Here is a 17,723-nt window from a genome sequence, read left to right as displayed (position 1 = left end):
ATTAAAGTGTGATTAATAAATTTTAGTGCAAAAATAGTCTTTATATATTAAAATACAATGAATTGAGTAATTAATTTTTAATTTTGGTTGAATGAAGACATATTCACGTTTCTCTACTTCTTATCGTGTTCGCCCCGATGACATCGATATGTTTCAACATGTCCATAACAGTAAATATTTTGACTATGTACTGGCTGCACGCTATGACCAAATGAGAGATTGTTACGGTGTCAGCATGGAAGAGTTTATCGACTCGGGATATGGCTGGGTCGTTCGAACTGCTCATGTAGATTATAAAAGAGCATTAACTATGGGCAAAGAATTCAGTGTCGAAACTGGTATAGAAAGTATGAATTCTAAAGGTTGCCGTGTCAGCTTCGAAATTACAATCAAAGAAACCGGAAAAGTCGCCTGTGATGGTTGGTTTGACTACGTCCTGATTGACATCAAGACAGGCAAATCAGCGAAAGTTACCCAAACGATGATTGATCAGTTTTCGATATGATACATTCTTCCTTCCGTTGCTAGGTGCGAATTAGGGAAAATCGATCGACACTCCTCTAACAATGGGCTCAGTTCGCGGTATCTCGCCGAGAAATGTCCTATTAATAACTTTTTTGCTCCCACTTTTAGCGCTATTTGTCCGGCTTCCAACGCAGTAGTATGATAAGTTTCCTGTGCACGTACAAGCATACCATGCAAAAAAGTAGCTTCATGATACAGCAAGCTTACATTTTCTATAGAAGAAAAATATACTCCCGAATTAAGTGTATCCGAACAGTATGCGTAACTCCGGGGTGCTTTTGGAGGGAGTGTTAAATCAGTATGCTGGTGTATAGTACCATTTTCATCGATATAATCTCCCCCTTTCTTTATTTCCGAAAAAAGGTGAGATGGGATATTGAGCTCATCGCACACATCGCGATTGATCTTAGCGAGCGGGGGGGGCTCATCAAAACGAAAACCGGTGCATGGAATTCGGTGATTCAATGGAAAACTGCGAACAGTAATATGTTCATTCTGAAGGATAACTCGTTCTTCATCGTCCACTGTTGGAATAAAATGAACGGGGTATCGAAGGCGTGTATCCGAATACAACAAATGAATATCTATAATTTCTTTGAGTGCCGGTGGCCCGTAAATCGACAGTTCGTCTTTCCTTCCGCCTAAGTGCATCGACGAAAGTAAACCGACTAAACCCAAATAGTGGTCACCGTGCAGGTGACTAATAAAGATATGCTTAATACGAGAGGGTTTTATTCCGTATCTTATTAGCTGCAACTGAGTACCTTCCCCACAGTCGATCAGGTACAGTCTATTTTCAATGGATAGGATTTGTGATGTCTGATTTCTTCCATAGGCTGGAGTTGCTGAGTTGCTGCCCAATATGGTTAAATCAAACATCATGTACAAAGTCGATTACTCCTCGGAGGTCGAAAATCCGCGAAACTCTTTCTCAATCTCTTCCATGAACACGATATCTTCCGCCTCTTGTATTGTTGGCACAGACACTAGAGCCTCTTCAAGCTTACAGAGTTTGATTAATTGGGTGATAGCTTCATTAGCGTTAGCCAGTATGAAAATTCCACCAAGTGCTTTACACATTCTATGTGCCATCAATGCCGACCGAAGCCCTGAAGAATCAATGGTTTCAACTTCAGAAAGATCGAGCACGATATTTCGTTGTCCATCTGTGTTGATTCGTACAAATTCTGACTTAACCTGCGGAGCCGCATTTCCATCCAAAACCTTCTCATGAGGCTTTAACACAACATAACGTTCGTGTCTATCAATTGTAAATTTCATGCTGCTATATCTATTAACTTTTTGCTATTTTTTTTAACGACTCTAATATACTCTTTTCTACTCGATTATTAACATCCTCTTCATCCGGGTAGATGAATTTTTCACCGATAATGTGTTCATATAGCTCAATATAGCGCTCAGAAATCGACTGAACAATTTCATCTGTCATCTCCGGTATAACCTGTCCTTCTTTACCTTGAAAATCATTTTCAATTAACCATTTACGAACGAACTCTTTAGAAAGTTGACGTTGGGGCTCCCCCCGATCCTGTAACTGCTGATAAGTGTCTTCGTAAAAATACCGTGATGAATCGGGTGTATGAATTTCGTCAATTAAATATATTTGATCACGAATCTTACCAAACTCATATTTCGTGTCAACCAAAATAAGTCCTCTTTTCGCAGCCTCTTCTGTCCCTCTTTCAAATAACCTTTCGGTATAATCAACAAGCTTTTGATAATCGGACTTACTAACAATACCTTGATCGATTATTTCTTTACCTGAAATATCCTCATCGTGACCTACATAAGCCTTTGTACTCGGTGTGATGATGGGTTTTGGCAATCGATCATTCTCATTCATGTTGTCCGGAAGCAGTTCACCACAGATTTCGCGTTTTCCTGTCTGATATTCCCGCCATGCGTGCCCCGACAAATAAGCTCTAATAACCATCTCGACCTTAAAGGGCTCGCAAATCCGACCAATACTCACTGCGGGATCTGGTACGTCTAATAGCCAATTAGGTAAAATATCTTCTGTCGCTTTCAACGATTTAGCAGCAATCAGGTTCAACACCTGCCCCTTATAAGGTATTGCTCTGGGTAATACTACATCGAATGCTGATATTCGATCGCTAACCACCATTACCAGATAACTATCTGCAATCGTATACACATCTCGCACTTTACCTTTGTAGAAGGCAGTTTGTTGCGGTAGTACAAATTTTGTTTCCTTTAATGCGTTCATTTTTTCTTCTAAATATCTCCGTATGCGGCAAGAATTCTACGAACCAATTTATGGCGAACCACGTCCGATCCACTTAAATAAATGATATCGATCCCTTCTATATTATCTAATAGTTTTATGGCTGTGTTTAACCCAGACTGCTGCTTTTTCGGCAAATCAATTTGTGTCACGTCTCCTGTGACAATGAACTTCGCCGTAGGTCCCATTCTTGTTAAGAACATCTTTAACTGAAGGTCTGTGGCATTTTGAGCTTCATCCAAAATAACAAAGCAGTTATCGAGGGTCCTACCGCGCATAAAAGCCAAAGGAGCCACTTCGATCACTCGGTTCTCAAGCATATATTTTAGACGCTCCGTGGGAATCATATCATCTAGAGCATCATAAAGGGGTCTTAAGTAAGGATCCACTTTTTCCTTCAAATCTCCCGGAAGAAAGCCTAAGTTCTCCCCCGCCTCTACCGCTGGACGAGTCAGTATGATCCGCTTAACCTCCTTGTTTTTTAATGCTCTCACCGCTAAAGCAACCGCGGTATAAGTTTTCCCTGTACCGGCCGGACCGATAGCAAAAAGTATATCATTTTTCGTAATACTATCAGCCATCTTCCGTTGGTTCGGTGTTCGTGCTTTGATAATCAAGCCATTTGCACCAAATACTAGAGGCTCCTCACCGCCTTTTGAACTTGGCTCCTCTGTCTTCTCTTCCCCGTCGCTTTTCTTTATATCAAAAATATTTTCGATGTCATGCGGATTCAATCGGTTAAATTTTTCTACGTGAGCTAAGATGGATTGAAAATAACTCTGGAAAGTCGCTAACTCGTTGATATCTCCTAACACTTTAAAATCGGTCCCGCGGGCCACCATTTTTAACTTTGGAAACTGCTTTCTGATTAGTTCAAAGTTTTCATTTTCAGGTCCCCACAAAACTGAGGGGTCTACCTGTTCCAGATTAATCTTTACTTCGCTCAAATTAATGTCTTTTGTTGGGTTAATTATATGCAATAAAAATTGAATATTTGCAGAGCAAAATCCTTACGCAAGATTACTAATAATGGTGGATAAAAAAAAGCAAAATAATTCTGCTTATGTTTGCAAGGATGAATTAAAAACGAATTCGGACTGTAGGAGATATTTTTAATAATGGGTATCATAACCTTAACGACAGATTTAGGACACAAAGATTTTTATCAGGCCGCGTTAAAAGGAAGCTTGCTTTCCTTACTGCCAGCGGTTCGAATCGTTGATATTTCACATGACATTGCACCCTTTGATCTGCAACAAGCAGCCTTTATCATTAAAAACTCCTATCACTATTTTCCTAAGAAAACCGTCCATCTCATTGGCGTAGATTCGGTCTATAATAAAGAGACCCGTTATCTCGCCATGAAGTATAAAGGTTACTATTTTATTGGTGCAGACAATGGTATTTTCTCGTTGATATTTGATGATCAACCTGAGGAGATTGTAGAAATTTCAATTATACAAGACCTAAAGTTTCTGCACTTCCCGCTGACAGACATCTTTGCCAAAGCTGCTTGTCATTTAGCCAAAGGAGGAAAGCTTTCAGAAATCGGCGAGCATGTTGACAATTTGGTCGAAAAGAAAACACTAGAGCCCATCGTAGACGACGACTCTATTCGAGGACGAGTTATCTATATCGATTCCTTTCAGAATGTTATTACTAATATTCATAAAGAGCTTTTCACACAGGTACAGAGAGATCGTCCTTTTGTGTTAAATTTCAAACGCAATGAAACTATCAGTCATCTAAGCTGGCATTACAACGAAGTTCCGGAGGGAGAAAAGCTTTGTCTTTTTGGAATTAGCAATTACCTCGAAATTGCTATCAATAAAGGGAATGCTAGCGGCTTACTGGGACTGAAAGCCGACGAAGTCGTTCGAATAGAATTTCTAAACAAATAAATAAACAATGTCTTTTTATCGAAGTTTATATCTCTGTTTATTCTTCACGTTTTCTTATGCACAAAGTTACGCACAAGATAGTCTTGCTTATGAGGTGCAGCGACAGCGAGTTAATGATCTACTTGATCAGCGCAGCGCACGCTTCGGTCAGTTTAATCAAAGCTTAGAAGCCAAAACAGGTATTTTTGGTCTAAAAACCAAGAAAGATATGCAAGCCTCCATTGATATCCTACGAGAAATTGTTCAGACTGATAATCGTATTTTTAAGGAGACAAAAGTTCTGTTAGATTATAAAGACATGGAGAAGAGCTTCATCTCTTATCAGGCAGAAGAAAACAAGGACCGTATCAACGGTTATGTAAACACCATCAGTAAACTCCAAAAACATCAGGAAGCTCAGAATCTCCAAATCCAAGAATTAGAAAATCAAAGCAATCGGTATTTGACCTTGCTTGTCTTTTGTTTTATTCTTGTCATTATTTTAGTCTTTATACTCTATAAGCTCAAATTTGGACGTAAAACAAAAGGTATCCATTAATTCTTAGTATTTTTGACCCCGTTATAGATCTCACAAATAAAGTATGGCACGTAAGACACCAACGTCTAAAGAAGAGCTTCCAAAAGCCAAAATAAATAAAGACACCATAAAAAGCGTAAAAAAACTTTTAAGGTACCTCAAACCCTACCGGACAAAATTTCTTATCGGTATGGTTTTTCTCTTCTTTTCGAGTGTTACTGTACTCGCCTTTCCGGCGCTGCTTGGTGCCATGATTGATGCCGCTCAATCCGTGCAAAAATATGACTGGCTCCCGATGAGCATTCAAACAATTGGTGTCATTTCATTTATAATAGTATTTTTCCAAGCCTTCGTATCCTTTTTTCGTATACGCTTATTTGTCGAAGTATCTGAAAAATCGATTGCCGACATTCGCCGCGACACCTATTTCAATCTGATATCGCTCCCTATGAACTTCTTTTCGAATCGATGGGTTGGAGAGCTAAACAGTCGCCTATCGGCAGACCTAACTCAGATTCAAACGACTATGACTACTACATTGGCGGAGATGATACGACAAATCATTTCGCTAATCGGTAGTTTAGTGTTCCTAATTATCGTATCACCAAAGCTTACTCTGCTAAACTTGACTATTCTTCCCTTAATGATTGTTGCAGCGGTCTTCTTCGGTCGTTTTATTAGGAACCTATCCAGAGAAACTCAAGATAAACTAGCCGATTCGAATACAATCATACAGGAAACCCTTCAAGGGATTTCCAATGTAAAAGCATTTGTTAATGAAGCTTTTGAAGCTGGGCGATATAAAAACTCACTATCAGAAGTTGTACAGGTTGCTATTCGTGGAGCCAATTATCGCGGAGCCTTTGTCGCATTTATCATCTTCTGCATTTTTGGTGCTATCATTGGAGTGATCTGGTACGGGTCGGTCTTAGTATACAACGGAGAACTGTCGGTCGGCGACTTAACAACCTATATTCTCTATTCAATGTTTGTAGCAGGATCCATGGGCAGCTTCCCTGATCTCTACGCGAATGTACAAAAAGCTGTAGGAGCTAGTGAACGGGTAATTGAGTTACTCGAGGAAAATAAGGAAGCAGTTTCATTGCAGCAGGTAGACCCGAGTCAAGTAGAAACACTATCGGGTAATCTTGCATTTGACCAAGTGCAATTCGCCTACCCTTCCAGAAAAGAAGTACCCGTTCTAAAGGGCATATCCTTTCAGGTAAAGGCTGGCGAGAAGCTCGCTATCGTCGGATCTAGCGGAAGTGGAAAGTCAACTATTGCTTCTTTAATACTACGCTTTTATGATCCACAAGGGGGTGTTATTAAGTTTGATGGTCAGCCAGCTGAGAGTTTTTCTTTAACCGATATTCGCAGCCAGATCGCCATTGTCCCCCAGGATGTTCTTTTATTCGGCGGTAGCATACGCGACAATATTGCCTACGGTAAACTCAATGCAACAGAAGAAGAAATCGTGGAAGCAGCGCAACGTGCTAATGCACACGAATTTATCTCTGGTTTTCCGGAAGGCTATCAAACCCTAGTTGGCGAGCGAGGTGTCAAACTCTCCGGTGGACAGCGTCAGCGGATTGCCATTGCCAGAGCTCTACTGAAGGATCCAGCCATTTTAATTCTCGACGAAGCAACATCTTCACTCGATTCTGAATCAGAACGACTTGTACAAGAGGCTTTGGAAGAACTACTTAAAAATCGGACATCCATCATCATCGCGCATCGTCTTTCCACAATCAGACAAGTAGACAAAATCATCGTTGTTAATAATGGCGAAGTAATAGAGAGTGGCACCCACGACGACCTCATGCAACAAGAGGGTGGCATGTATCGTTACCTGTCAGAGCTGCAAACAGAAAACAAACCAATTCAGCTCTAAGCTGTTTTGTTTATATGAAAAAATTATTCTTTAAGCTTTTATTAAGAATTAATAATGCTATCCTGCCACGATATGCGGGTAAAGACCCTTTAAATCTCACCGCCGTTCAAAAAGGGATATTGGCTTTTCGTTACTGGGTTCTCAAAAACGCTTTATAGATTTTCGCTATTTCGTCTCTCTTCATCCCTTAAAGCTTCTAAACGCGGCGATACACTCTTTACATTGTCATTACGATAGTCGTTTTCAATCAAACCGTCTCGCATTCTAACAATCCGATGTGCATGTTGTGCAATATCCTCCTCGTGCGTCACCAATACAATGGTATTGCCTTTCGAATGGATTTCTTCTAACAGACCCATGATCTCTACAGATGTTTTCGTATCCAAGTTACCAGTTGGCTCATCTGCTAAAATAATCGAAGGATTGTTAATCAGCGCACGTGCCACGGCTACCCGTTGCCGTTGTCCACCCGACAGTTCATTTGGTTTGTGATGAACACGATTACCTAATCCAACATTCTCCAGCGCTTCCTGTGCCCTAGCCAATCTATTGGTTTTATTAACACCAGAATATACCAAGGGCAAAGCCACATTGTCTAAAGAAGTTGAACGCGGCAATAGGTTGAATGTCTGGAAAACAAAACCGATTTCTTTGTTTCTCACATCCGCCAGATCATCTTCAGACATCTCACTCACACGAATGTTATTTAAATAATACTCGCCTCGAGTCGGCGTATCTAAACAACCTAAAATATTCATGAGGGTTGACTTCCCAGAACCTGATGGACCCATTAAGGCAACGAACTCTCCCTTATTGATCTGTAAGGAAACGGATTTTAATGCGTGGATGGTTTCCGTGCCGATAACGTACTTTCTTCCTATATCAGTAATGCTTATGAGAGCTTGATCTATCATTCTTAGTATCGCGTTTTTATTTTAGACTAAAGAGTCTGGTATTTGTTACGATTAGGTCGAATTTAAGTTCTTTTTAAAAAGGCCATACACCCTATCTCTTAGTTCGTTTGCCCCTATAGTCAAGTCTTCGTCTTCAATAGGCTTAAGTACGCGAATGTGAACGATCCCGGGTTTACTTCCTTTTTTTGCTCCGTCATCCCAAAATACTTTCCACGCATCTTCAATGACAACCGGCAAAATCGGAAGATTTAAGTCGACCGCCAACTTAAAGACACCATTCTTAAAAGGGTCAAGTACAGGTGGGTAATCTTCACCAATACCTCCTTCTGGGAATATAACAATGCTTTTCCCTTCCTGTAAGTACTCTTGTGCCCTCCGAAATGCACGGAATGACGACATCTTGCTGGTACGTTTAATCGGGATATCTATTGTTCGGAAGAAAAGTCCGGTTACGGGGTTTGTTAGCAACTCATCTTTCCCTATAAAAGAAAAGTCATGTTTACACACCTTGATCATTGCCGTAATATCTAAATTTGAGGTGTGATTCGCACAAACAATATAGTTTCGACCCCAGTCAACCTCCTTCTCCCATTGAATCTGATACTTAAAACCGACGAGCGACGAAGCTGCTAAGGCAATTTTTTTACGAATTTTTACAAAGGTCGAATAGCGCTTATGACTCTGTTTTCGTAAAATAAACAAAATCGGCCAAAACGGAATAAATATCAAGAAAACGGCTGCATAATATAAATTCCGATGTATGTGCTTCACGGCTTCTTAATACATTAAATTTCTCCATGCGCAAAAATCGATTCCTTTACGCCGCTTTTCTTCAGCAAATAATAATGGGACAACATCGCCTGGTACGCCGGATAGCATTTATATGGCAAATTATACTCCTCTGCATAACGACGGATAATAGGTGTGATTCTTGGGTAATACGTATGGGCAACATGTGGAAACAGGTGATGCGCCACGTGATGCGTAAAACCACCGAACAAGAAGTTCGCTAAAGGGCTGTCTGCACTAAAATCTTTTGTCACCATCAGCTGATGTTCTGCCCAAGTGCTATTCATCTTACCATCTTCCGGAGGCATAGGAAATACAGCGTCTTCATCCACATGAGTTGATATTAAAGCAACAACACCTAGTAAACTCGCAGAAATATGCATAACTAGCCAAGCTAGTAAAATCAAGTGCCATGGTTGAGACAGCACCAGAATAGGAATTCCGATTAGGTAGAAGAGATTAAAGATCTTCGCAGCAAACATCTTAACATATTCAATCCGCGGTATCTTCAGAATCCTTTTTAAGTAATTGTCTTTCGTCCCAAAGAAATCTTTAAAATCACGGATAAATAGCCAATTTAATGTGTATAATGGGTATAAAAGCCACATGTAAATATGCTGATATTTATGGATTTTTAGCAGTGGGCTGTCTGGAAACAGATGCACTAAATCGCTCTGCTTAATATCTGTATCCCAATTTTGAACATTCGGATACGGGTGATGTAATAACACGTGTCGTTTAGACCAGATGTAATTATTACTACCAAACAGCTCCAACACGTACATAAACCATTTGTTGTACTTCTTAGTCTTAAACACGGCGCCATGAGCAGCATCATGAAAAGCATTGATAAACAAGATGATGGTATTAAAGCCCAATAGGATATAAAAAAAGAACAACAAAAACGTGTTATTCCCAAATAGTAAAACACAAGCGTACAATACAAAATAGGATAGCAGAACTCCTATAGACTTAATCACATTCCGACGCTGAATCTTCGGATTGTTTAATACATTTTCTTGTACTTCTTTCTGCAGCTTCTTAAAGAAATCATCAGGGCCTGCTTTGCGGTACGTAGGTTTAACAAGTGTATCTTTCATTAAAATAAACAGATAAATAATTGCTCGAACAAAAACTGTAAAAATCCTATTAGCTACACAAAAATAACAATTAAACCCCATAATTCACCTCCCATTTGTATCAAATTGTTTGCGTAACGTCAAAATAGTTTACCTTGGTCACGAGACCGTGGAGTTAAATTATTCAAGACCAAGGCTTGCTGTATTGTAGGAAATCTGTATTTTCGCAGGTATATGGAAACAGTTGTTAGCGGTATCCGGAGCACCGGAAAATTACATTTAGGAAATTATTATGGGGCAATAAAGAATTTCCTGGAAATGCAGGATAATTATAATTGCTTTTTCTTTATAGCCGATTTGCATGCTCTTACCACGCATCCTACCTCAGCAGAAATGCATCAAAATGTTAGACAGGTAGTCACCGAATATTTAGCAGCTGGAATTGACCCGGAAAAAGCCACTATTTATGTACAGTCTGACGTTCCTGAGATTACCGAGCTTTATCTCTATCTCAATATGAACGCCTATTTAGGTGAATTGGAGCGCAGTGCTTCCTTTAAAGATAAGGTACGTTCGCATCCAGATAATGTCAATGCAGGCCTATTGACTTATCCGGTCTTAATGGCGGCGGACATTCTCATTCACCGAGCTACTAAGGTTCCTGTCGGTAAAGACCAAGAACAACACCTGGAAATGGCGCGGACCTTTGGCAATCGCTTCAACCGACTGTACCAGAATGACTACTTCCCCGAGCCATACGCCTTTAGCTTTGAACAAAAATTAGTAAAAATACCTGGGTTAGACGGGAAAGGGAAAATGGGAAAATCAGAGGGTGAAGGAAATGCAATCTATTTATCAGATTCACCTGATGTTATTCGTAAAAAAGTAAAGAAGGCAGTAACTGATTCAGGACCTACCGAAGAGAATCAAGAGAAGCCAGACTATATCCAAAACTTATTCGATCTCATGAAGATTGTCTCAAGCGAGGATACGTTAAACCATTTCGACGACTTGTACAATCGCTGTCAAATACGTTACGGTGATTTTAAGAAGCAGCTTGCGGAAGATATGATCATCGCAACCGCTCCAATTCGTAATCGTATTAATGACATTGCTAATGATCACGAGTATCTACAAAAGGTAGTTACCATGGGAGCTGAAAAAGCAAGAGCTTCTGCTCAAAAAACAATCTCTGACGTTCGTGAGCTCATCGGAATTAAGCCCTTTTAATTATGCATATAGCTATCGTTGGTAATATCGGTGCCGGCAAAACCACTTTAACAGAGCTGCTCGCTAAACAATTGGGTTATGAACCCCAGTTCGAAGCGGTCGAACACAATCCCTATCTGGAAGATTTCTATAGCGATATGAAGCGTTGGTCATTCAACCTACAGATTTTCTTTTTGAACAGTCGCTTTCGTCACATGTTAGCACTACAGAAAGAAAAACGCGATATCATCCAAGATCGTACAATCTATGAAGACGCTTATATCTTTGCAGAAAATCTACACGATATGGGTCTTATGAGCAAAAGGGACTTCGAAAACTACAGTAATATCTTTGAAAGTGTTTTACAGTTTGTAATCGCGCCAGATCTATTAATCTATTTAAAAGCATCTGTTCCAACATTAGTTAATAATATACAGATTCGGGGCCGCGACTACGAAGCGGGTATTCGCTTGGACTACCTATCGAAGCTAAACGACAAATATGAAAAGTGGATCAGTAGTTATAATCAAGGTAAATTGCTAATTCTCGACAAAGATAAGCTCGATTTCGCGAACCGAACTGAAGACTTGGCCTTTGTTATCGAAAGTGTAGAAAGAGAACTACACGGCCTGTTTTAGCGAAAACAAATCGAGCATGAAAACCATCGCCATCATACCAGCCAGATATGCATCTACCCGCTTTCCAGGCAAACCACTTATAGACATCGCCGGTAAGTCAATGATTCAGCGTGTATATGAGCGCACGAGCCAAGCGAAAAGTATACAGTCGGTGGTGGTTGCTACAGACGACCAACGAATAGCAGCTCACGTGCAAGAATTTGGCGGTCGCGTCATTATGACCTCTGAATCCCACACCAGTGGAACCGACCGTTGTGCGGAAGCGGCTTCTCATTTTGATGATGCCGATATAGTCGTCAATATCCAGGGAGATGAGCCGTTTATCCAAGCAGGACAGATCGATCTATTAACAGCCTGCTTTAAGGATGACTCGGTCAACATTGCCACGCTCATTAAAAAGGTGGATGACGCAGAAGATCTATTTAATCATAACATTCCCAAAGTCACTGTGACAAAGGGCATGAAGGCACTTTATTTTAGTCGCAGCACCATCCCCTATCTCCGCGACGCGGAGCAATCATCATGGCTCGATAAACATCTTTATTTTAAACACATCGGTATTTATGCTTTTCGTCGTTCTACTCTAATACAGTTGACGGAACTTCCACCATCTCCTCTCGAGCTGGCTGAGTCGCTCGAGCAATTGCGCTGGTTAGAGCATGGCTACAAAATACAAACAGCTGAAACTCCATACCAGTCACATGGCATTGATGTTCCAGATGATGTTGAGCGGGTAATTGCTCTATTTAAAGACGATCTTTAAGGAGGTCAACGTAGTGGTTCTTTCTAGCTGGTAACATTTTATTCTACTCCAAATAAGTTCCCATCCGCATTAACAGCGCTCTGTACTTATTGAAGATAGCCGACTTCGACACAAAACCCACGTATTTATTATTGGTATCTACCACTGGCAGAGTCCAGATGTCTTCCCGATCCATTTTCCGCATCACATCATACATATTCGCGTCGATCCGGATAACATCTTGTGGGGCCTGAGCTAATTCTTTCATCGTTTTCCCTCCCTGACTTTCGCCCACTAAAATCTCAAAGAGCTTTTCACTATATATAATACCTAACAATTCACGGTTATCGTCAACCACAGGAAAAATATTTCGTTTCGTATAAAGAATATCTAGTTTGCGGTCTATAGCTTTCTCGTCCGGGTGCAGTATTGTAAAATTCTTTTCCACCACGTATCTCAATTTCATCATCCGTAACACCGTTTTATCTTTATTTTCATAGGATAATAACTCTCCTTTTTCGGCAAGCGATTGTGTATATATCGAGTATTTTAATGCACTTTTGTTGATGAAATACGAAATGGCCGAAACGATCATTAAAGGAACCATTAAAGCATAACCACCGGTAATTTCCGCGATCAGAAAGATCCCCGTCAACGGAGCATGCATAATTCCACTTAGCGCACCGGCCATCCCTACCACAATAAAGTTAGCTGTATTCAATTCAACTAGTCCTGTGAGATTAACGCCGTGAGCAAAAGCAAAACCTAAGAGTCCGCCCATTACCAGACTAGGTCCAAAGTTACCCCCATTACCGCCACTGTGAAGCGTAAAAACCGTCGCGTAGGCCTTGGCGAAAACGGTGACTGCCGCATATAACACAACCAACCAACCAATATGTTGATATTCCTTGAAAATGCTATTAGACATCAAAGACAAGTTTTGCCCAGCCAACAGTTGCTGGATTGCCAAATAACCTTCTCCATATAATGCAGGAAAAACGAAAATTAAGATTCCGAGAATCAACCCGCTGACAATCGCTCGTCTGTATGGGTTTTTAAAATTATTAAACCAATTCGCAGCACGATAATTCAATCGGTTAAAGAAAATGGAAAACAGTCCTACTAAAATGGAGATAACGAAGTAAAAAAATAGAGATTCAACATGCCATGTATCAGTAACCAAATGGAATAAGGGTTCTTCATATAATAGCCTTGATACAACGGAAGAAGTAGCGGCTGCCATTAATAATGGAATAAAAGCCGGAATAGAAAACTCTGCCAACAGGATCTCAACTGCGAAGACAAGCCCCGCAACCGGACTATTAAAGGCACCAGCGATACCAGCCGCAGCACCACAGGCCAGTAACATCGTCACCTCTCGATAGTTTAATCCAAAAAAACGACCGATATTAGAACCGATTGCTGATCCACTTGCAACGATTGGTGCCTCCAGTCCTGCGGAGCCACCAAAACCCACAGTCAGCGCACTTGTAACAATTTGCGAATAGACATTATGTACCGGTATACGACTCGATCGGTTTGAGATGGAATACAAAATCGGTGTAATCCCATGTTCCATCTTTTTAGCCCTAATAAACTTTCGCACATAGAGTACGCTCAACAGAATCCCGACCATCGGAAACACGAGAAATAAATATCCTCTAAAATCCCAAGAAACATCATTTTGTAATACTGTAGCAATATAATGGGTTAATGCTTTGAGTGCAGAAGCCGCCAATCCTCCAATCAAACCAACGATCACCGCCAAGATGATCATAAAGTTTTTATTAGATATATGCTGTATTCTCCACTCGTTCAGCTTATTAACTACACGTATGGCCTTTTTTATCATGATCGTTTACTATTCGGAAAGTTCTTAACTTTGACAAATATAATATGTTCCACAGTATTTAATATTTTATGAAGATTTTTAACAAAAATACCTTAGCGATAGTTTTCCTTGTTATCGCGGGTTTCTGCAGCAATTCCTTCACGAACCTCGACGAAGGAATGTACCCATTAAGTGATCTGAACCGAGTCGACTTGAAAAAAGCCGGATTGGAAATCGACCGGACAGATATTTTTAATCCTGGAAATGTCGGACTGGTTGACGCTCTTGTCCGCGTTGGCGGATGTACAGGATCCTTTGTATCAGACGAAGGGCTTATCATAACCAACCATCACTGTGCATTCGGCGCTGTACAGGCAGCTAGCACGCCAGAGAACGATTATTTGACCAATGGTTTTGTCGCACCACAGAGAGGGCAGGAAATTGAAGCGAAAGGTTTAACCATTCGTATTACAGAAGGATATGAAGATGTTTCTGACCGCGTGCTGAAAGCTGCTGCATCAGCCCATGATCCAGCTGAAAGAATACGAATCATTACCAAAGAAAGACAAAAAATAGCACAAGAGGCAGAGAAAAAAGACCCCTCTATCAAGGCAGAGGTTTCGGAAATGTTTATCGGCAAAAGCTATGTACTCTTCCGTTATAAAACCATTGAAGATGTACGCTTGGTCTATGTACCGAAGGAAAGCATTGGAGTCTTTGGCGGGGAAAGTGATAACTGGGTATGGCCAAGACATACAGGCGATTTTGCCTTCCTCCGGGCTTATGTAGCACCGGACGGATCACCAGCTTCCTACTCGAAAGACAATGTTCCATACAACCCTAAAAAGCATTTAAAAGTAAACGCGCAAGGTGTTAAAGAAGGAGATTTTACCTTTATCCTTGGTTATCCGGGTCGCACCTTCCGTCACCGACCTGCACAATACATTGAATATCAAGAAAGATTCTTACTTCCATACACATCAGAACTTTACGAATTTCAAAATAAAGTAATGGAGGAAGCGGGAAAGAATAACAAGGCTACTGAAATCAGCTTAGCAACGCGCATCAAAAGAAATGCCAACGTAATGAAAAATTACCAAGGCAAAATGAAGGGACTGAACGGCATCCAACTTGTTGCAACGAAAGAAAAAGAAGACCAAGCCTTAGCGGAATTTATAGCAGCTAGCCCAGAGCTTAAGGATAACTATGGCAACTTGATGTCAGATATCGATCAATATTACCAAAAAGTTTTTGCGGATGCAAAACGCGATATGTGGTTCAGCCAAATCCATTCAAGTACCAGTCTATTGAATGCTGCTCGCTATATAAACTCATTTAAGGCCTCTTTAATCGCGAGCACCAACAAACCAAAAGCTTTTAAAGCCAATCTACCGAACTTAAAGAGTGCATTAGAAAGAATATATGACAGCTACTATTTTGACGTCGATAGCGCAATCTTCGGACATATGTTAGTTGACGGAGCGGAAATAGCAAGCGATCAACCTATCGCTGCCATGAAAATGGTTTCCAACCCATTACAGTTTGTTAATACCAGTCTTTCGTCATCAAAATTAAAAGACCGTGATTTTGTATTCAATGAATTATTAGAATCACCTGAAGCCCTACTTGGCTATTCCGATGAGCTTATGGTCTTTCAGCAAGCTATCAATCAACAACTTATAGAATTACGTCCTGAAGCAGAACGTCAAGAAGGAGTTCTCAATAAACTAATGGGCGATTATGTTGCAGTTAAAGAAAGGTTTCAAAAGAAAGACTTTATTCCCGATGCGAATAGCACACTACGTTTAACCTTCGGCTATATTCGGGGTTATTCGCCAGCAGACGCAACCTACGTAACACCTTTTACTACAATCAAAGGGATCATTGAAAAAGGTCGTATAGACAATCCAGAGTATGATTACCCTGAAAAAATCAGACAAGAGTGGGAAGCAAAAAACTTTGGAAAGTATGCTATGGATGAGTTAGGTGATGTACCGGTAAACATGCTATACAACATGGATACCACGGGTGGTAATTCGGGATCACCCATTATGAACTCCAAAGGAGAACTGGTAGGCGTCAACTTTGACCGTGCATACGACGCTACAATCAATGATTTTGCTTGGAATGAAAGCTATAGCCGGTCGATTGGTGTTGACATTCGCTACGTACTTTGGGTAGCTGACAAAATAGACAATGCCAACTTCCTGCTAGAGGAAATGGGTATTTAACTTATACGGATATAGCCGTAATAGTTTCTAATAAAAGCATTCCTGGAAATCCCTTTGGACGTACGGGAATGCTTTATTTCTTCACCCCAAGAGAAAATATCGAAACATATTGTCCTAACCGATGCATAGTCGCTAGTCGGCTCTCCCTTCTGATCGACCATCCGTAGACCGCCTTCGTAAGCCACCCAATGGTATTGAATGAAGTTTTTAAGATGGTAATGCGAGTGATTATAAAGCATATCCGAATCCACCAACAGAATTATCTTCGATCCCTGTTGGTAGTATCGATCCACCTCTTCTACCAGAATTTTCAATTTAATATTATCTTTCAGGTAATCCCGTATATACGTCTTTATAGGTGAAAATAATTTAAAGTGGGTGTTTTGATAGCCCAAGAAGTTCCGACCCAATTTGATCAAGATATGGGGCCAATTAATCGCACTCGCCACCTGACTTGCCCTACCTTGATATCCTAACCGACTTTCTACATTTCGCACTGAAGCTAATGTAATCCAATCGACATAGGCCATATTTCTTGGATATTGGTGATTCTTTTCTGGATCAATACGACACAAATATGCATTCGGTAAGATCAAGAAATTATTATGATGCGCATAACCGTACTGATGCAAGCGCAGGGCTAAGCGTTCATAGGTATCTGGATCGTCCTTAATCAAGAAGTAGAAAATACATGCAATACCACATAAAGAAGTGCTATGTTGACTTATTTTCCACGGGTATACTTTTCGCTCCGTTATCTCATTTAGTACTTGAGGTCTTTGAAACCAACGAAAAGCATAGTGTATCCAAAATTTAAACCTCCTTGGTCTGGTGACGACCGGAGTTCCACTTTCGTTCGTTGCTTCTTTAAAACGAAATTCTAACTGTAAGCCACCCCCTTGGAGTAAGGGGTTAACTACCGTGATTTGAAATGCTAACTCGTCTTCAGCATCAAGACGTCTATTTTGAGTATTTCGATCACTCTTAGGGAAGCAAAGCCTGATATCCCCGTCGGGAACCTGTTTGCTGTTGAGATAAAAACGGACCGATTCAATACCATCCACAGTAATATTCTGGCTTCCACCAAGCAGCAGACAATCATACTGTTTTTGAAGGATAAGACCCTCTTTTAAGTTGCCGCTACCATCGTAACCTAAGCTCGCTTTGATTATCTGTAGCTTCATTCTTAG

Annotated in this window: 17 protein-coding genes; 8 read left to right on the top strand and 9 right to left on the bottom strand. The window is 40.6% G+C overall.

The genetic code is table 11. From position 1 onward, the window contains the following. Positions 1–91 precede the first annotated feature (91 nt). Positions 92–505, top strand: coding sequence for an acyl-CoA thioesterase (locus WKR92_RS13915; protein ID WP_375558446.1), 414 nt, complete (start codon positions 92–94; stop codon positions 503–505). Here WKR92_RS13915 and WKR92_RS13910 read toward each other — a convergent pair. Genes WKR92_RS13910 through WKR92_RS13895 form a run of 4 tightly spaced genes read right to left on the bottom strand, consistent with a single transcriptional unit; the run spans position 490 to position 3,738 of the window. Continuing rightward, the gene (locus WKR92_RS13910; RefSeq protein ID WP_375558445.1) at positions 490–1,407 is read right to left on the bottom strand and encodes a ribonuclease Z; all 918 of its coding nucleotides are present in this window, start codon (positions 1,405–1,407) and stop codon (positions 490–492) included. The genes WKR92_RS13915 and WKR92_RS13910 overlap by 16 nt on opposite strands. A 12-nt stretch (positions 1,408–1,419) precedes the next feature. Continuing rightward, positions 1,420–1,806, bottom strand: coding sequence for an STAS domain-containing protein (locus tag WKR92_RS13905; protein WP_375558444.1), 387 nt, complete (start codon positions 1,804–1,806; stop codon positions 1,420–1,422). Between the two features lie 13 nt (positions 1,807–1,819). Beyond that, a complete protein-coding gene (locus WKR92_RS13900; protein WP_375558443.1) occupies positions 1,820–2,773 on the bottom strand; it encodes a phosphoribosylaminoimidazolesuccinocarboxamide synthase in 954 nt (317 codons plus the stop codon). Between the two features lie 8 nt (positions 2,774–2,781). Continuing rightward, positions 2,782–3,738 carry a PhoH family protein gene (locus tag WKR92_RS13895; protein WP_375558442.1) on the bottom strand — a complete coding sequence of 319 codons (957 nt, stop codon included), beginning with the start codon at positions 3,736–3,738 and terminating at the stop codon, positions 2,782–2,784. A 171-nt stretch (positions 3,739–3,909) separates the two neighbouring features. Here WKR92_RS13895 and WKR92_RS13890 point away from each other — a divergent pair, with 171 nt between their 5' ends. The 3 genes from WKR92_RS13890 to WKR92_RS13880 are packed head-to-tail and all read left to right on the top strand — an operon-like array spanning position 3,910 to position 7,100. Further along, on the top strand, positions 3,910–4,692 hold the full coding sequence (locus tag WKR92_RS13890) for an SAM hydrolase/SAM-dependent halogenase family protein (RefSeq protein ID WP_375558441.1): 783 nt from the start codon (positions 3,910–3,912) through the stop codon (positions 4,690–4,692). A gap of 7 nt (positions 4,693–4,699) precedes the next feature. Further along, positions 4,700–5,230, top strand: a complete 531-nt coding sequence (locus tag WKR92_RS13885; protein WP_375558440.1) for a hypothetical protein — start codon at positions 4,700–4,702, stop codon at positions 5,228–5,230. 43 nt (positions 5,231–5,273) lie between these two features. Next, complete coding sequence (locus WKR92_RS13880; RefSeq protein WP_375558439.1) at positions 5,274–7,100, top strand: ABC transporter ATP-binding protein; 1,827 nt, start codon at positions 5,274–5,276, stop codon at positions 7,098–7,100. 152 nt (positions 7,101–7,252) lie between these two features. Here WKR92_RS13880 and WKR92_RS13875 read toward each other — a convergent pair whose 3' ends face one another. From WKR92_RS13875 to WKR92_RS13865, 3 genes are read right to left on the bottom strand one after another with little or no spacing between them, the layout of a single operon-like run. Continuing rightward, on the bottom strand, positions 7,253–8,014 hold the full coding sequence (locus WKR92_RS13875; RefSeq protein WP_375558438.1) for an ABC transporter ATP-binding protein: 762 nt from the start codon (positions 8,012–8,014) through the stop codon (positions 7,253–7,255). A gap of 51 nt (positions 8,015–8,065) precedes the next feature. Continuing rightward, a complete protein-coding gene (locus WKR92_RS13870; RefSeq protein WP_375558437.1) occupies positions 8,066–8,785 on the bottom strand; it encodes a lysophospholipid acyltransferase family protein in 720 nt (239 codons plus the stop codon). 14 nt (positions 8,786–8,799) lie between these two features. Next, positions 8,800–9,903, bottom strand: a complete 1,104-nt coding sequence (locus WKR92_RS13865; RefSeq protein ID WP_375558436.1) for a fatty acid desaturase family protein — start codon at positions 9,901–9,903, stop codon at positions 8,800–8,802. Positions 9,904–10,116: 213 nt separating this feature from the next. Between WKR92_RS13865 and trpS the strand changes: the two genes are divergently transcribed. The 3 genes from trpS to kdsB are packed head-to-tail and all read left to right on the top strand — an operon-like array spanning position 10,117 to position 12,492. Further along, entirely contained in the window at positions 10,117–11,112 is a 996-nt protein-coding gene (trpS, locus tag WKR92_RS13860; protein ID WP_375558435.1) for a tryptophan--tRNA ligase, read from the top strand. A 2-nt stretch (positions 11,113–11,114) separates the two neighbouring features. After that, the gene (locus tag WKR92_RS13855; protein WP_375558434.1) at positions 11,115–11,729 is read left to right on the top strand and encodes a deoxynucleoside kinase; all 615 of its coding nucleotides are present in this window, start codon (positions 11,115–11,117) and stop codon (positions 11,727–11,729) included. 16 nt (positions 11,730–11,745) lie between these two features. Beyond that, positions 11,746–12,492 (top strand): 3-deoxy-manno-octulosonate cytidylyltransferase, encoded by a 747-nt coding sequence (kdsB, locus tag WKR92_RS13850; RefSeq protein ID WP_375558433.1) that lies wholly within the window; start codon positions 11,746–11,748, stop codon positions 12,490–12,492. Positions 12,493–12,535: 43 nt separating this feature from the next. Here kdsB and WKR92_RS13845 read toward each other — a convergent pair whose 3' ends face one another. After that, positions 12,536–14,323 (bottom strand): chloride channel protein, encoded by a 1,788-nt coding sequence (locus WKR92_RS13845; protein ID WP_375558432.1) that lies wholly within the window; start codon positions 14,321–14,323, stop codon positions 12,536–12,538. A 68-nt stretch (positions 14,324–14,391) separates the two neighbouring features. Between WKR92_RS13845 and WKR92_RS13840 the strand changes: the two genes are divergently transcribed. Next, entirely contained in the window at positions 14,392–16,533 is a 2,142-nt protein-coding gene (locus WKR92_RS13840) for a S46 family peptidase (protein ID WP_375558431.1), read from the top strand. On the opposite strand, the gene WKR92_RS13835 is transcribed toward WKR92_RS13840, so the two are convergent. Next, entirely contained in the window at positions 16,530–17,717 is a 1,188-nt protein-coding gene (locus WKR92_RS13835; RefSeq protein ID WP_375558430.1) for a hypothetical protein, read from the bottom strand. The two genes, WKR92_RS13840 and WKR92_RS13835, sit on opposite strands and share 4 nt — an antisense overlap. Positions 17,718–17,723: the final 6 nt, after the last annotated feature.

The sequence above is a fragment of the Albibacterium profundi genome, from assembly GCF_042159835.1.
GTDB classification, from domain to species: domain Bacteria; phylum Bacteroidota; class Bacteroidia; order Sphingobacteriales; family Sphingobacteriaceae; genus Albibacterium; species Albibacterium profundi.
Note: the sequence above shows the minus strand (reverse complement) of the source record. Positions and strands in the feature narration are given on the sequence as shown.